Here is a 14,469-nt window from a genome sequence, read left to right on the forward strand (position 1 = left end):
CAGCGATCGTGTTCGATCGTGGAGTTCTCCGCGACGCTGCCCACTCTAGGTGGCACTAAGTGCCAGTCGCAAGACCCCTCCGGGGATCGGCCTGTTCCTCACCCCGCGGACGGCGGCGGCCGCGGACGATGTCGGGGAGCAGCGCTCGCAGTGAGCGCCCGGTGAACGCGCTCTTCCACACCCCGAAGCCGTAGGCCAGATCGTCGAGCCTGCGCGCCAGCGCGAACCGGCCGAAGTCGAGCCGCGGACGGGTGCGGCGGTACTCGAGTGCGGCGTCCAGCGCGGCGGAGACGAGGAGCGCTCTTCGCGCGCGCCGGGAGACGAAGGCCGCCAGCACGGCGACGGGCCACCAATGCCGTACCAGGAGCGCCATGGTCTGTTTCACGGCGGCGTCGATACCGCTGAGCGTGAGTCGCGACGCGTCACGGTACGGATGATCGCTGCGTGTCAGCTTGCGCGCGATGCGTACCGTCGCCCAGCCCGCGATGGCCAGGACCGCCCACGGTGACCACTTCCGCTGTGCGAGCAGGGCGAGCATGAACGCGAGGCTCCACGGCGCGAACACCGCAGGGGCGATGAGGTTTCCGTGCCTGCGCTCCAACGGGGTCGCCGACGATCCGTAGAGCACCTTGCGCGACAGCCACTCCCGTGTGGTCGCGCGATGCTCGTGCCGCACGACGACGCCCGGTTCGTAGCGCACTCTGAGCCCGTCCGCGACGAGCCGCCAGACCAGGTCGACGTCCTCCCCCTCGCGCATCCCGGGAGTGAAACCGGCGCCGAGCGCCTCGACCCGGGCGAGCAGGAAGGTGGCCGGCACCCACGAGACCGGTGCGCGTGGTTTCACCGCCGCACCGGTCGGGCCGAGATCGAGGGAAGACCGGGCGGCCTCGTACCTCTCGATCCAGTTCGCCCCCGCGCCGTCCCGCAGACCGAGCACACGAGGAGCGACGACGGCCATGCGCTCGTCCGCGAAGTGCCGCAGCAGGGTAGGGACGACCCCGTCGTCGATGACCACGTCCGTGTCGACGAAGACGACGAACGGGGTCGTCACCTGCTCGAGCCCGCCGTTGCGCGCTCCGGCCGGACCGAGGTTGCGTTCGAGCACGACGAGCTTCGCACCGTGCCGGGCGGCGGTGGCCGCGATCGGCTCCGGGTCGGGCGATGCGTCGTCGACGACGATCAGCGGATGACCGGGCGGCACGCTCGCCAGCAGACGATCGAGTCCGTCCGCACGGCCGTAGGCGGGAATGACGAAGGTGACATCCTCGGTGCCGACGGCGGACGTCGGGAGCGTCTCCAGCACCGGGTCGGCGAGTCCGGCGTCGAGCAGGATGTCCGCGAGCGCCCTCGATGGGGCGTCCCGCACGTCGAGGCGACGGTTCGCCACAAGCCCCCGGGCGGCGTCCTTCAGGTAGAGCACCCGGGTGGGTGCCCCGCCGACCAGGGCACGTCCGCCGTCGCTGGCCCGCACATCCGCTCGGAGCCGAAGCACGACGCCGTCGGGTAGCCCGGTCATCCGCGGCCCTGTGGTTCGCGCCGGATGCGACGGGCGGCCTCCGCGACCATCCGTTCGAGGAGGTGTCGGCCCTCAGCGGCGGACGCGCCGCGCGGATCGCCCAGGACGCCGTTGGGCGAGACCGCACGCACGCCCCTCTCGCGGAGTTCCGGAAGCAGGGCCTCGATGTGGTCGACAGGTCCGGCCGCGGCGCGATCGGGCATCACGCGCGAGGGGTGCAGGTGCAGCAGAAGAGAGGTCTCCGCGCGGCCGGCGTGCGCGTCGCCGCCGGGCGGCACGCACGGGACCCAGTCGACGTCGCGCCCCTCGAACCGGAGCCGGTCGACCGCGGCGGTCAGCGCCTCGAGATTGCCGCCGTGACCGTTCACGAACACGGTGCGGTCGGCCCAGGTGCCGATCGAGCGGCCGAGTTCGATCAGCACGGCGGTCAGCGCCTCTGTGCCGATGGAGGCGGTGCCTGGAAAGTCCTGGTGCTCACCGCTCGCGCCGTAGGCGATCGAGGGGGCGAGCACGGTTCCGCCTGGTGGCATCTGTTCGGCGACCCCGCGGGCCACGGCCTCGGCGATCAGGGTGTCCGTGTCGAACGGCAGATGGAGTCCGTGCTGCTCGGTCGAGCCGACCGGCACGATCACCAGCGAGCCCGGCTCGATCCCGTCCCAACGCGTGTCGACGAGGTCCATCTTCAGACCCTACAGTCGGACGAACACGTCTTGACACTTGGTGCCACGTGTCTTCAGGTTGGGTAAGAATGTGGGTTATGACTGAACGGGCCGCCTCCCCTGCGTCGGGGAGACGTACGACCTCGATCGCCCACCTCAGCCATGTCGGTCTCCAGCTGTTCTTCGAGCGCGGGTTCGACGAGACGACGGTCGACGACATCGCCGCCGCGGCCGGAATCGGCCGGCGGACGTTCTTCCGTTACTTCCCGTCGAAGAACGATCTGCCGTGGGGCGAGTTCGAGATCCTCGTCGACGAGATGCGCGAGCGCCTCGCCCACGTGCCGGCTGAGATGCCGATCTTCCAGGCGCTCCACGACGCCATCCTGGAGTTCAACCGCTACCCGGACGACGAACTCGGCTACCATCGCGAGCGCATGCAGTTGCTGCTGAACGTGCCGACGCTCGTCGCGCACTCGACGTTGCGCTACGCGTCGTGGCGTGCGGTGATCGCGGAGTTCGCGGCGAATCGTCTCGGCCTCGACCCGCTCGATCTGAGGCCGCAGGAGATCGCGTGGATCTACCTCGCCGTCTCGCTCGCGTCGTACGAGCAGTGGCTGCGCGACCACGACAGCGATCTGGTCGACGTGCTCGACAGAGCATTGGCCGACCTTCCGGTGTTGTTCGGGGGCCGGCCAGGCGGGTACTCCGAGTGATCGCCCACGCGACGGAGGCGTACGACGTCATCGTCGTCGGGGCCGGATCGGCCGGGTGCGTCGTCGCCGAACGGCTCTCCGCGGACGGCAGCCGACGGGTGCTGCTCCTGGAGTCCGGTCCGACGCCGCTCGCCGAATCGGAGTTCCCCACTGAGCTGCTGGACGCCGGAACGGTGCGCGGCGCGGTGCCCGACGGTGCCTACTCGTGGACGTTCCCTTCGCTGCTGACCTCGGGCCGCCCCTACGGGATCGTCAGGGGGCGCATCCTCGGCGGCTCGTCGACCACCAACGGCGGTTACTTCATCCGTCCCCGACGCGCCGATCTCGATGCGTGGGCTCGCCTCGGCGGCGAACGCTGGAGTGCCGCGGCGACGCTCGGCGAGCTCATCGCGCTCGAGGACGACCGCGATGCGCCCCTCCTCGCGCACGTCGCCGGTGAGATCCACGGCAGAAGCGGTCCGATCCCCGTCCAGCGCACCGACCTGCATCATCCCGCCTCGGTGCTTTTCGGGGCCGCCGCCGGTGAACTGGGGTTCCCGGCCGACCCGGACAAGAACGCGGATCAGCCGCCCGGCTTCGGTCCCGTCCCGTGCAACATCTTCCGGGGAGTGCGGCGCAATGCCGGGATATCGTTCATCCTGCCCGCGCTCGACCGCCCCAACCTCACGGTACGTGGCGACTCGACGGTCACCCGGGTGATCTTCGCCCGGGAGCGCACGGTGGGCGTCGAAGTGCGCGGTGAAGGGACGTCCGGTTCTGCGGCGCTCGATGTCGTCCGAGCGCCGCTGGTCGTCGTGTGCGCGGGCGCCGTGAAGTCCGCGCAGCTGCTGATGCTCTCCGGCATCGGGGCGGAGCAGAAGCTCTCGGCGCTCGGCGTGCCTGTCGTGGTCGACGCGCCGCGGGTGGGGCGGGCCTTCGGCGATCACCCGCAGATCGCGATCGAGTGGCGGCCGAGGAATCCATCACCCGCTCCACCGGGCGGGTGGCTGGGGGGCGCCTTGCACACCGACGGAGTGGAGGTGCTCGGCACGCTCAAGCCGATGGCGGCGCTGACCGACGCCGAGCACCTCCGCGACGAGAGTCCGCTCGCGTTGATGGCGAGCGTGATGACGCCCAGCAACCACGGTGTCGTCACCCTCACCTCCGCCGATCCCGCGGTGCTGCCGCGACTGGACTACCACTACCTGGCTTCCGGCGAGGACAGAAGACGGATGCGGGACGCCGTCCGGCTGTGTGTCGACCTGCTCAGAACGAGGGCGTGGAGCGAGGGCTCGACAGGCGACACCGCACCCGTTCCCCGCACGCTCGCCGACGATGACCTCCTCGACGACTGGATCCGTGCACGCCTCGGCACGTCGCTGCACACGTGCGGCACGATCCCGTTCGGCGGCGGCGACGCCCCCGTCGACGGCCTGGGCCGCGTGCGGGGCGTCGAGGGGCTCGTCGTCGCCGACACCTCGATCCTGCCGACGGCGCCGACCCGCGGACCGGCGGTGGCGGCGCTGCTCGTCGGCGCGGTCATCGGGCGCGCCCTCGCGCAGCAGAGCGACGGCGTGAGCCGATGAGTGTGCCGTCGCCGGAGATCGAGGGCATCTCCGCCGACGGGTATCCGATCTATCGTGTCGACTCGTGCCTGTACCCGACACCGCGGCAGACCCGGCACGAGTTCCTCTCCGGACTGCACCGGGTCCTGCACCCACGCACCTACCTCGAGATCGGCGTGGCAGAGGGATTCGGGCTCGAGCTCTCGAAAGCGGTCACGATCGGAGTAGATCCCGCACCACGCATCTCCCGCACGCTTCCCGCCGACATCGAGTTGGTGCGGCAGACCAGCGACGAGTTCTTCAGTCGCGACGATGCACTGGCGTTCTTCGGAGGTGTGCCACCCGATCTCGTGTTCATCGACGGGATGCACCTCGCGGAGTTCGCATTGCGCGACTTCATCAACGTCGAGCGCCTCGCGGGGCCAGGCACAGTCGTGGTGCTCGACGACGTGCTACCGCGACGCACGGAGGAAGCCGCACGGAAGCGGGCGAGCGAATACTGGACCGGTGACGTCTTCAAGCTCGTGGACATCCTGCGCGACCGGCGACCGGACCTTGCATGCGCTATGGTCAACACCGATCCGACCGGAAGCCTCGTCGTCGTCGGACTCGACCCGCGATCTGCCGTGCTGCCCGACGCATATCGTGAGCTCTTCGCCGACCTCCGGGCGCCAGACCCGCAGCGAGTGCCAGAGAGCATCATCAGGAGGGCGGCGGCGAACGACGCTCTGGACACGCTCTGGTGGGACGGGTGGCCCTCGATCGTCGCAGCGCGCGACGTCACTGACCCCCGCATGCCAGACGGGCTCGTCGAGCTCTTCCGAGGCGCTTTCGAAACGTCGACCCGGTGAGGACGGGGCGATCGCCGGATCTGTGCGGGCCTCAGGCCCCCGCTCCCGTCCGCATCCCCACCCGGAACTCATCCCCCGGCGCCGACGGCAGCGGCCGGAACCCCAGCCGCCGGTAGAACGCCTGCGCGTTCCGGTTGCGCTCGCCGACCCCGAGCTGCACGCCGGGGACCCCGGCCGCGCGCAGCTGGCCGAGCAGTCGGTTCACCAGCTTCCGTCCCCAGCCGTGGCCCTGCGCGATGGGGAGGAGGTCGATGTGCAGGTGTGCGGGGTAGAGCGTGTGGTCGGGTCCGATCGAGTGCTCCGGTTCGTGTCCGAGTTCCAGCACGCGTTCGGCGAAGGTCTCCACGTGGCGCGCGCGGGGGTGCCGCTCGGCGAATCCCGGGAGCCACTCCGAGCGGTAGCGATCGGCGAACCGGACGCTGTCGGCCGTCGCCACGAGGTAGCCCACCGGCACGTCGCCGTCGACCAGGATGCTCGCGAGCTCCGGTTCGAAGCGGAGGTAGGGGAGCAGGAAGATGTCCGCGAGCAGGTCGTCGTCGGAGTAGAGCCCGGTCGCGTCCCCTCCGGCGTCGCCCGTGCGCAGGCAGATGTCGCGGAGGGCGTCGTCGTCGCCCGCGGCATACGGGCGGATCGCGAAACCGGCCGCGCCGGCGGCCGCGCCCACCCCCGCCCTCACGCTCGGGCGAGCGCCGCGCGGAGGCTGTCGCTGGAGGCGACGAGGGCCGTCGCGTCCTCGGCGCTCAGGCCGCGCAGCAGCATCAGGACGGCCGCCTGCACGGAGCCGCCGGCATCCTCGAGCGCTGTACCGGCCTCGTCGGCCGTGCACCCGGTGATGAGCATGACGATGCGCTCGGCGCGTGCCCGCAGCTTCTCGTTCGTCGCCCGGAGGTCGACCATGATGTTCCCGTAGGTCTTGCCGAGGCGGACCATCGTCACCGTCGAGATCATGTTGACGATCAGTTTCTGCGCCGTCCCCGCCTTCAGGCGCGTCGAGCCGGCGATGAACTCGGGGCCGACCACGACCTCGATCGCGTGGTCGGCCCCGCGGCCGATCACCGAGTCGCGGTTGCAGGCGACCGCGACGGTCAGTGCTCCTGCGGTGCGCGCGAACTCGAGTGCGCCGGAGACGAAGGGTGTGCGGCCGGACGCCGACAGCCCGACGACCGAGTCCAGCGCCGTCACCTCGATCTCCGCCATCGCGTCGCCGCCGCCCTCGTGGTCGTCCTCCGCGTCCTCCACGGCGGTGCGGATGGCGGTGTCGCCGCCGGCGATCACGCCGACCACCCGCGACGGGTCGATGTTGAAGGTGGGCGGGCACTCGCTCGCGTCGACCACTCCCAGGCGCCCGGCGGTCCCCGCGCCCACGTAGATGAGCCGGCCGCCCTCGCGCATCCGCGCGGCGATGTCGTCGATGGCCGCCGCGACCTGGGGGAGCACCTCGCGCACGGCGGCGGGCACCCCGCTGTCGTGCTCGTTCATCAGGGAGACCAGGCGCGACGTCTCGAAGGTGTCGAGGTCACCGAGGTCAGACGCAACGATCTCGGTGGTCAGCGCGTCCAGCTCGCGGTGCAGGACGTCGCGCGGACGCCCGGTGAGGTCGGTCAGTCTAGACACGGATGGCATACCTTTCGTGGGGCAGGTCGGAGCGCAGAGCGAGCGCTGCCGCACCGTCGATGGCGGTGCCGAGCGGTCGCTGCGGGGTCAGCCCCCGAGCGTGAAGCGCGGCGGTGAGGCGGTTCAGGAAGTCGGGGTCGTCCGCGAGGCCGCCGATCACCGCGACGTCCCCGCCGGGCGGCGTGATGGACGCGGCGGTGCCTGCGAGCTGCTCGGCGGCGTCGGCGACGATGCGGGTCGCGACGGAGTCTCCGGCCGCTGCGCGCGCGAGGACCGCCGGGGCGAAGGAGGCGAGCCGGCGGGCGGCGTCGGCGCCGCCGATGTGCGCGGGCAGGGCGTCGAGGCCGCCGGCGAGCAAGGAGGCGTCGTCGACGAGGGCTGTGCGCTCGCCGCGGCCGTCGGCGGCGCGGAGCGCGGCCTGCAGCCCGTTCTGGCCGATCCAGCGTCCACTGCCGTCGTCCCCGAGCCACGGCCCCCACCCGTCGGAGCGCCGCCGCTCACCCGCGTCGTCGATGCGGAAGGCGACGGCACCCGTGCCGGCGATGAGCACGGTTCCTGCCGCGCCGCCGAACGCGCCAAGGTGCGCCGTCAGCACGTCGGAGGCGACGACGGTGTGCGCCGCCCAGCGCTCGGCGACCCGGTTCGCGAGAAGGCGCGCGGCGGCGGGGGCGGACTCCGCGCCCGCCGCTCCGATGCCGATCGCGTCGAGCGCGGAGGAGGAGCCGAGCCCGAGACCGTCGAGCAGGGGAGCGATCGCGTCGAACGCCTGCTCCGCGCCGAGCTGCGCCGCGAGCCCGGGAGCGCCGTGCCCGGAGCGCGAGCCGCCCGCGCCGCGACCGTGGAGGCGCACGCGACAGGTCGTCTTTCCGAGGTCGACGGCCACGACGCGCGGTCCGGCTTCTGGGCTCACTGATTCCTCCGAGGTCTGGATGAAGACAAGTTACAACATCTCTCGCTCACAAGTAAATGATTGACAGATTTCCGCGATCCCCCGTACAGTGACACGACATCAAGGCTGGAAGGGGGGACGTGTGGCACTGAGCGACAACGTCACTAGTGTTCTCACCGTGAGTATTCAGACGAGCATCCAGTCTCACGTCGACTCGTTCCCGCCCACCATGCGGCGCGTAGCGGACGTCATCCTCGAGCGCCCGCAGATCGTGATGGAGAACACCATCAGCGAACTCGCGCGCGCCTGCGACACGTCGGAGGCGTCCATCGTGCGATTCTGCCGGGCGCTGGGCTTCACCGGCTACCCGCAGCTCAAGCTCCAGCTCGCCGCAGAGCTGGCCAAGGAGTCCGCGGAGTTCGGCGGAAACGGCGACGGGGCCTACGGTGCCGACATCAGTCCGTCCGACACCCTCGCCGAGATGGTCGCCAAGATCGCCGGCAGCGAGATCCTGGGCATCAGGGAGACCGCCGACAGCCTCGACATGGAGGTCCTCCAGCGGGTGATCCGGAAGCTGGAGCGCGCCAAGCGCGTCGTGCTGTTCGGCGTCGGCGCGAGCAACGCCGGCGCGCAGGACCTGGCGCAGAAGCTGCTGCGGATCGGGCACGTCGCCCTCGCCTTCCACGACGCCCACGACGCGCTGGTGTCCGCCGCTCTCGTCGAGCAGGGGGATGTCGCGATCGGCTTCTCGCACAACGGGCGTACCCGCGAGACGATGGCCTTCCTCAGTGCCGCGCGCCGCAACGGCGCGCACACCGTCGCCGTCACGAACGTCCCTGACTCCCCGCTCGCGGAGCAGGCGGAGAGCGTGCTGCGCACCGCCGTGCGCGAGACGACGTTCCGCTCGGGCGCGATGGCCAGCAGGATCGCCCAGCTCACCATCATCGACTACCTGTTCGTGGGCGTCGCGCGCGGTCGCTACGACCGCACCGTGCAGGCACTCAAGAGCACCTACGAGATCGTCAAGGAACTCCGCGGCGACAGCTGAGTGCCGTCGCGTCCTGTGCCGTCCGCGCGGGTCCGGCGGCGCACGAGAGGAAGAGGACCATGACCCGCACCAGGACGGGCGCTCAGTGCGCCGCCGCCGACATCCGGCTGCTCGGAGACGGCCGGATCGGGCTGCTGACGAACTTCACGGGGACGATGCCGGATCTGGAGCGGACCTCCGACGCGCTCGTCGCGGCAGGCGCTCCGGTCACCGTGCTGTTCGGGCCGGAGCACGGCCTCAACGGCTCCGTGCAGGCAGGCGAGACCGAGGCGGAGGCATACGACGCGCGGACCGACCTCCCGATCGTCGAGACGTATCTGAAGTCCGGTGCGGAGCTCGACAGGGTGTTCCTGGACTCGGGGGTCTCCACCATCGTGTTCGACATGCAGGACCTCGGCGTCCGCTACTACACGTACATCTGGACCCTGTTCGACGCGCTGGAGAGCGCGGCGCGGACCGGGCTGCGCTTCGTCGTGCTGGACCGGCCGAACCCGCTCGGCGGCGTGCTGCTGGAGGGTCCCGGGCTGGCGGACGCCGCGTTCGCGAGCTTCGTCGGGCGCAGCGACATCCATCAGCGCCACGGGCTGACGGCGGGTGAGCTCGCCCGGCTGTTCGCCGCCCGCGACCTCGCCAGGCGGGGCCTGACGGTGGACCTGCACGTGGTGGAGGTCGACGGCTGGGCTCCGAGCGACGACTTCGACGGCACGGGACTGCCGTGGGTGCCTCCGTCGCCGAACATGCCGACGCTCGATACGGCTTTCGCCTTCAGCGGCACGGGCATCTTCGAGGGGACCAACGTGAGCGAGGGCCGTGGGACGACGCGGCCGTTCGAGACGCTGGGCGCCCCCTACATCGACGGGCGGCTCGCGAGCCGGCTCCGCGAACGGGACCTGCCCGGCGTGCTGTTCCGCGAAGTGTGGTTCGCTCCGACGTTCCACAAGTACGCGGGGTCGACCGTGCGCGGTGTGCAGCTGCACGTGACCGACCGGGGCACGTTCCGCCCGGTCGCGACGGGGCTCGCCGTGCTCGACGCGATCGCCGAGCTGTACCCGGAGGAGTTCCGGTTCCTGCCGCCGGGCGAGCGCCTGGACGGCCCGGATCGCCGGCACGCGATCGACCTGCTCTGGGGGTCGGCCGAGCTGCGCACGGCGGTGGAGTCGGGCCTCCCGGCCGCCGGGCTCCTCGGTCCGACGCCCCGGGTCACGGACGTGTACGGTCCGGACGTCCTGCTCTATCCACGCGTTTCGGCCGTGTAACGAGCACGTAAATCATTGCCAAGATGGTTTTCTTGGCTGAAAATGCTTGACATGATCGTTTCCATGAAGGTAATTTCGATCGCACCGGCGTCGAGCCCCCACAGCGAAGTGAGCGCGAGGAGAGACATGCTGCAGACCACCACGACAACGACGATCCGCTCGTTCATCACGGGCGACGGATCGCGGATCGCCGAGGCCTGGACCCGTTCGGCCCCCGCCGACGGGATCACCGAGTCGCGATTCCGCGACATGTTCCTGCTCGACAGGAACTTCGACTCCGACGGCCTGCTGGTCGCGGAGCAGGACGGCGCGATCGTGGGAGCCGCCTACGGCGTCCGCCGCCTGATCGCAGCCGACGGCGCCGACCTCGAGGCGGAGTCGGGCTGGATCCCGTTCTTCTTCGTCGTTCCGGAGGCCCGCCGCTCCGGCATCGGCACAGCGCTGCTGCGCCGCACGATGGACTGGCTCGCCGAGCAGGGCGCCACGACGGCGTACTTCTCGTCGTACACGCCCAACTACTTCCTGCCCGGCCTCGACGGCCAGCGTTACCCGGACGCGGCGCGGCTCCTCGCCTCGCTCGGCTTCACGACGCAGTACGAGTCCGTGGCCATGGACCGCACGCTCAACGACTACGCGATGCCGGAGAGCATCCAGAAGAGGGCCGACGACCTCGTCGCCGCCGGCTGGCGCTTCGGCTCGCCGACCGGAGACGACCTGCCGGAGCTGATCCGCATCGCGGGCACCCGGTTCAATCCCGACTGGGCACGCGGCATCCGCGAGGGGGTGCTGGGCGGCCAGTCGCTCGAGCGGATCATCACGGTCCGCGACCCGCAGGGCCGGATGCTCGGCTGGGCGATGCACGGCACGTACGAGAACGTGCTCGAGCGCTTCGGCCCGTTCGGCGTCCTCCCTGAGAGCCGGGGGACCGGCCTCGGCGAGATCCTCCTCCACCTCACCCTGGAGCGGATGCGGGCGCTCGGCGCGCACAGCGCCTGGTTCCTGTGGACCGAGGAGAGCTCGGCCGCCGGCCACCTGTACCTCAAGACCGGCTTCAGCGTCACCCGCACCTTCGCGATCCTGCACGCGCCGCTCGCTGTCTGAGCGGCGACGACATCACCGAGAGGAAGACCATGAGAACAGTTCTGTCCGGACGTCGCCGGCGGCTCGTCGCCGCGGCGGCCGTCGCCGCCGCGACCGCCCTCGTCATGAGCGCGTGCAGCGGGGCGTCCAGCAGCGACGACAACGGGAAGGTCACCCTGACCTTCCTCAGCCACTACGGCGACGAGCCCATGAAGAGCGGCATCAGCAAGCTCATCGACGAGTGGAACTCGGCTCACCCCGACATCCAGGTCAAGCAGCAGACCGTCAAGTTCGACGACCTGCTGACCACGCTGAACGTGCGCCAGACCGGCGGCCGCGGCGCGGACATCCTGAGCTCGTACGCGCTCTGGGGAGGCCAGCTCGCCGCCAACAACGTGCTCGACAAGCCGCCGGCGGACGTCGCCAAGGACATCAAGTCCAACTACAGCCCTGCTGCCGCGCAGGCCGTGACCGGCGGAAACGGCGAGGTGTTCGGGTACCCGACGGAGTTCAACACCTACGTCCTGTACTACAACAAGAAGATCCTCGCCGACGCCGGCTACGACACGCCGCCGACCGACTGGGCGCAGCTCAAGGAGGTCGCCGAGAAGACGACCAAGAAGGACGCGTCGGGCAACTACCAGGTCGAGGGTCTGTCGCTCATCCAGGACGGCGACAACCAGACGGCGCACCCGTTCCTGTCGCTGCTCGACGCGGCGGGCGGCAAGTTCCTGAAGCCGGACGGCAGCTCCGCCCTCGACGGCAAGGCGAAGGCGACCATGGAGCTGGAATCCGCGCTGGCACAGAAGGGCGCGACGACGACGTCGATCATGCCGACCAAGGCGTTCCCCGCGAACCAGGTGGCGATGGCGATTCAGGCGAGCTGGTGGATCGGCAGCCTCAAGAACCAGATGAAGGACGAGTACAAGAACGTCGGAACGGCCCCGGTGCCCGGCCCGAAGGCCGGTGAGCAGGGTTCGCTCGCGTACGCCTTCTTCACCGGTGTGAACGCCGGCAGCAAGCACAAGGCGCAGGCCTGGCAGTTCCTGACCTGGTTCAACTCGCACAAGAACAAGGAGGGGGTGACCGAGATGGGCGACTTCCTCGCCTCCAACGGTCTGATCCCGCCGCGCAAGGCCGACGCCGACATCCTCGGCCCGAAGCTCCAGGCGGCCGACCCCAACCTCAAGCCGATCTACGAGGCCGCGGGCTACGCGATGGCCGAGTCGAACGCCGCGAACGCCTACAAGGCGAAGACGTCGCTGCACAACGCGCTCGACCAGATCCTCGTGAACAACGCACCGGTGGGCCAGACGTTCGACAGCCTGGTCGCCGAGATCAACCGCAAGTAACCGGACACGACCCGCGGGAGGGGTGGTACCCCATGCCACCCCTCCCGTACCGCGGAGACAGCAGATGACAGGCACAGACAGATGACAGGCACAGTCGCGACCGCCACCCGCGAAGCGGTGAGCGAGCTCAACGCCAGCGAGCCACGGGCGAAGACCAGGAGCCGGCGGTTCCGGAGGGAGGGACGTGCGGGCTATCTGTTCCTCGCCCCGTCGCTGCTCTTCTTCCTGATCTTCCTGATCCTGCCGTCGTTCTTCGCGATCTTCCTCTCGCTCTCGAAGTGGGGAGGGTACGACCTCACCCAGATCCACTTCATCGGGGTGCAGAACTACACCGACATCCTCAACTTCAACGGCACTTTCGTGTCGCCGATCCTGGTGAACACGCTGGTGTTCGCTGCACTGTCGGTCGTGCTCGCCGTCGCCGGGTCGCTGATCGTCGCGCAGTGCATCGAGCGGCTGAGGTTCCAGGGCTTCTGGCGCTTCCTCTACTTCCTCCCCGTCGTCGCCACGGTCGTGGCGATCGGCAACGTGTGGAAGATGATGTACCAGCCGTCCGGCCTCATCAACGGCCTGCTCAACGCGCTGCACATCAACTCGATCGGATTCCTGTCCGATCCCAAGATCTCGCTGCCGTCGGTCGCCGTGGTGCAGGCGTGGGCATCCATCGGCGCGGCGGTGCTCATCCTGACCGCCGGCATCAAGGCGATCGACCGCAGCGTCTACGAGGCGGCCGAGATCGACGGCGCGAACAGCTGGAAGACGTTCTGGAGCATCACGCTGCCGCTGCTGCGGCCGTCGCTGGTGTTCGTGTTCATCACGCAGTGCATCGCGGGCCTGCAGTCGTTCGCCCTCATCATCGTGATGACCAAGGACGGCGGGCCGGTCAACTCCACCAACGTCGCCGCGTTCGAGATGTACCAGCAGGCCTTCAAGTTCGGAGCCTGGGGAACGGCGAGCGCGATGGCCATGGTGCTGTTCGTGATCATCTTCATCATCACCCTGATCCAGCTCTGGGTCAGCCGACGAGCGGGAGACGACGACTGATGAGCCGCCGCAACAAACGCGTCAGCACGCCCTGGTTCTCGTACCTCGTCGTGGCCCTCGGCGGGGTCGCGATGGCCCTGCCGTTCTTCGACATGGTGTCGAGCTCGTTCAAGGGCTCCGGGGAGTACGGCATCCTGCCCTATCACTTCCTCCCGCAGGAGTTCACCTGGAGCAACTACTCCGCCGCCTTCACCGAGCTGCAGCTGGGCAAGCTCTTCCTGACGAGCGTGATCGTGACGGTCTCGGTCACCGCGTCGGTGCTCATCACCTCGGCGATGGCCGGCTACGCGCTCGCGAAGCTGCGCTTCCGGGGGCGGGACGTCATCTTCCGCTTCATCCTCGCCACCATGATGCTGCCGCCGTTCCTGCTGCTCATCCCGGACTTCCTGATCATGCTGAACTGGCCGCTGGTCGGCGGGAACAACATCCTCGGTCAGGGCGGCGACGGCGGGATGACGACCAACATCGTCTCGCTCATGCTCCCCTTCCTCGTCAGCGGCTTCGGGATCTTCCTGATGCGGCAGTTCATGGTGGGCGTGCCGAACGAGATGCTCGAAGCGGCCAGGATCGACGGCGCGGGCGAGTGGCGGCTGTTCTGGAGCGTGGTGCTGCCGCAGGCCAAGCCGGTGGCGATCACCCTGGGCCTGATCACTTTCGTCGGGCAGTGGAACGAGTACATCTGGACATCGCTGATGGCCTCCACGAACCCCGACCTGATGACGCTGCCGGTCGGCATCCAGCTGCTGCAGAGCTTCATCGACCCCAACCGCACGATGCCGATCGTCATGGCCGGAATCGTCATCAGCACGCTGCCCGTGCTGATCCTGTTCCTCTTCCTGCAGAAGTACTACGTGCGCGGCGTGGTGCTGTCCGGCATGAAGTGAACCGACCGAGAACGACACG

At 69.6% G+C, this 14,469-nt stretch carries 14 protein-coding genes; 9 read left to right on the forward strand and 5 right to left on the reverse strand.

Annotated elements, in window-relative coordinates:
* Positions 1–55 precede the first annotated feature (55 nt).
* A complete protein-coding gene (mftF, locus tag KNO15_RS19395; protein ID WP_241705461.1) occupies positions 56–1,516 on the reverse strand; it encodes a mycofactocin biosynthesis glycosyltransferase MftF in 1,461 nt (486 codons plus the stop codon).
* Positions 1,513–2,196, reverse strand: a complete 684-nt coding sequence (gene mftE / locus KNO15_RS19400) for a mycofactocin biosynthesis peptidyl-dipeptidase MftE (protein ID WP_241705462.1) — start codon at positions 2,194–2,196, stop codon at positions 1,513–1,515. The genes mftF and mftE overlap by 4 nt, the downstream gene beginning before the upstream one ends.
* Before the next feature lie 77 nt (positions 2,197–2,273).
* On the opposite strand from mftE, the gene mftR reads away from it, so the two are divergent.
* The 3 genes from mftR to KNO15_RS19415 are packed head-to-tail and all read left to right on the forward strand — an operon-like array spanning position 2,274 to position 5,283.
* Positions 2,274–2,888, forward strand: coding sequence for a mycofactocin system transcriptional regulator (gene mftR, locus KNO15_RS19405; protein WP_241705463.1), 615 nt, complete (start codon positions 2,274–2,276; stop codon positions 2,886–2,888).
* On the forward strand, positions 2,885–4,453 hold the full coding sequence (gene mftG / locus KNO15_RS19410; RefSeq protein ID WP_241705464.1) for a mycofactocin dehydrogenase MftG: 1,569 nt from the start codon (positions 2,885–2,887) through the stop codon (positions 4,451–4,453). Before mftR ends, mftG begins: the two co-directional genes overlap by 4 nt.
* Complete coding sequence (locus KNO15_RS19415; RefSeq protein ID WP_241705465.1) at positions 4,450–5,283, forward strand: class I SAM-dependent methyltransferase; 834 nt, start codon at positions 4,450–4,452, stop codon at positions 5,281–5,283. The genes mftG and KNO15_RS19415 overlap by 4 nt, the downstream gene beginning before the upstream one ends.
* Positions 5,284–5,314: 31 nt before the next feature.
* On the opposite strand, the gene KNO15_RS19420 is transcribed toward KNO15_RS19415, so the two are convergent.
* The 3 genes from KNO15_RS19420 to KNO15_RS19430 are packed head-to-tail and all read right to left on the reverse strand — an operon-like array spanning position 5,315 to position 7,807.
* Positions 5,315–5,947, reverse strand: a complete 633-nt coding sequence (locus tag KNO15_RS19420) for a GNAT family N-acetyltransferase (protein ID WP_241705466.1) — start codon at positions 5,945–5,947, stop codon at positions 5,315–5,317.
* Between the two features lie 8 nt (positions 5,948–5,955).
* Positions 5,956–6,897, reverse strand: a complete 942-nt coding sequence (murQ, locus tag KNO15_RS19425; protein WP_241705467.1) for an N-acetylmuramic acid 6-phosphate etherase — start codon at positions 6,895–6,897, stop codon at positions 5,956–5,958.
* Positions 6,890–7,807 carry an N-acetylglucosamine kinase gene (locus tag KNO15_RS19430; RefSeq protein WP_241705468.1) on the reverse strand — a complete coding sequence of 306 codons (918 nt, stop codon included), beginning with the start codon at positions 7,805–7,807 and terminating at the stop codon, positions 6,890–6,892. Before KNO15_RS19430 ends, murQ begins: the two co-directional genes overlap by 8 nt.
* A gap of 157 nt (positions 7,808–7,964) precedes the next feature.
* Here KNO15_RS19430 and KNO15_RS19435 point away from each other — a divergent pair, with 157 nt between their 5' ends.
* The 6 genes from KNO15_RS19435 (at position 7,965) to KNO15_RS19460 (ending at position 14,450) form a co-directional block, all read left to right on the forward strand.
* Positions 7,965–8,834, forward strand: a complete 870-nt coding sequence (locus tag KNO15_RS19435) for a MurR/RpiR family transcriptional regulator (protein WP_241705469.1) — start codon at positions 7,965–7,967, stop codon at positions 8,832–8,834.
* Between the two features lie 59 nt (positions 8,835–8,893).
* Complete coding sequence (locus KNO15_RS19440) at positions 8,894–10,090, forward strand: exo-beta-N-acetylmuramidase NamZ family protein (protein ID WP_241705470.1); 1,197 nt, start codon at positions 8,894–8,896, stop codon at positions 10,088–10,090.
* Positions 10,091–10,216: 126 nt separating this feature from the next.
* On the forward strand, positions 10,217–11,191 hold the full coding sequence (locus tag KNO15_RS19445; protein ID WP_241705471.1) for a GNAT family N-acetyltransferase: 975 nt from the start codon (positions 10,217–10,219) through the stop codon (positions 11,189–11,191).
* 29 nt (positions 11,192–11,220) lie between these two features.
* A complete protein-coding gene (locus tag KNO15_RS19450; protein WP_241705472.1) occupies positions 11,221–12,522 on the forward strand; it encodes an extracellular solute-binding protein in 1,302 nt (433 codons plus the stop codon).
* A gap of 81 nt (positions 12,523–12,603) precedes the next feature.
* Entirely contained in the window at positions 12,604–13,566 is a 963-nt protein-coding gene (locus KNO15_RS19455) for a carbohydrate ABC transporter permease (protein ID WP_241705473.1), read from the forward strand.
* Positions 13,566–14,450, forward strand: a complete 885-nt coding sequence (locus tag KNO15_RS19460) for a carbohydrate ABC transporter permease (RefSeq protein ID WP_241705474.1) — start codon at positions 13,566–13,568, stop codon at positions 14,448–14,450. The genes KNO15_RS19455 and KNO15_RS19460 overlap by 1 nt, the downstream gene beginning before the upstream one ends.
* Positions 14,451–14,469 lie beyond the last annotated feature (19 nt).

The sequence above is a fragment of the Leifsonia shinshuensis genome (assembly GCF_022606355.1).
Classification (GTDB): Bacteria; Actinomycetota; Actinomycetes; order Actinomycetales; family Microbacteriaceae; genus Leifsonia; species Leifsonia shinshuensis_B.

Coding starts and splice junctions, on each gene's coding strand:
- mftF (WP_241705461.1), bottom strand. CDS start 1,516: ATGACCGGGCTACCCGACGGCGTCGTGCTTCGGCTCCGAGCGGATGTG.
- mftE (WP_241705462.1), bottom strand. CDS start 2,196: ATGGACCTCGTCGACACGCGTTGGGACGGGATCGAGCCGGGCTCGCTG.
- mftR (WP_241705463.1), top strand. CDS start 2,274: ATGACTGAACGGGCCGCCTCCCCTGCGTCGGGGAGACGTACGACCTCG.
- KNO15_RS19415 (WP_241705465.1), top strand. CDS start 4,450: ATGAGTGTGCCGTCGCCGGAGATCGAGGGCATCTCCGCCGACGGGTAT.
- KNO15_RS19440 (WP_241705470.1), top strand. CDS start 8,894: ATGACCCGCACCAGGACGGGCGCTCAGTGCGCCGCCGCCGACATCCGG.
- KNO15_RS19445 (WP_241705471.1), top strand. CDS start 10,217: ATGCTGCAGACCACCACGACAACGACGATCCGCTCGTTCATCACGGGC.
- KNO15_RS19450 (WP_241705472.1), top strand. CDS start 11,221: ATGAGAACAGTTCTGTCCGGACGTCGCCGGCGGCTCGTCGCCGCGGCG.
- KNO15_RS19455 (WP_241705473.1), top strand. CDS start 12,604: ATGACAGGCACAGTCGCGACCGCCACCCGCGAAGCGGTGAGCGAGCTC.
- KNO15_RS19460 (WP_241705474.1), top strand. CDS start 13,566: ATGAGCCGCCGCAACAAACGCGTCAGCACGCCCTGGTTCTCGTACCTC.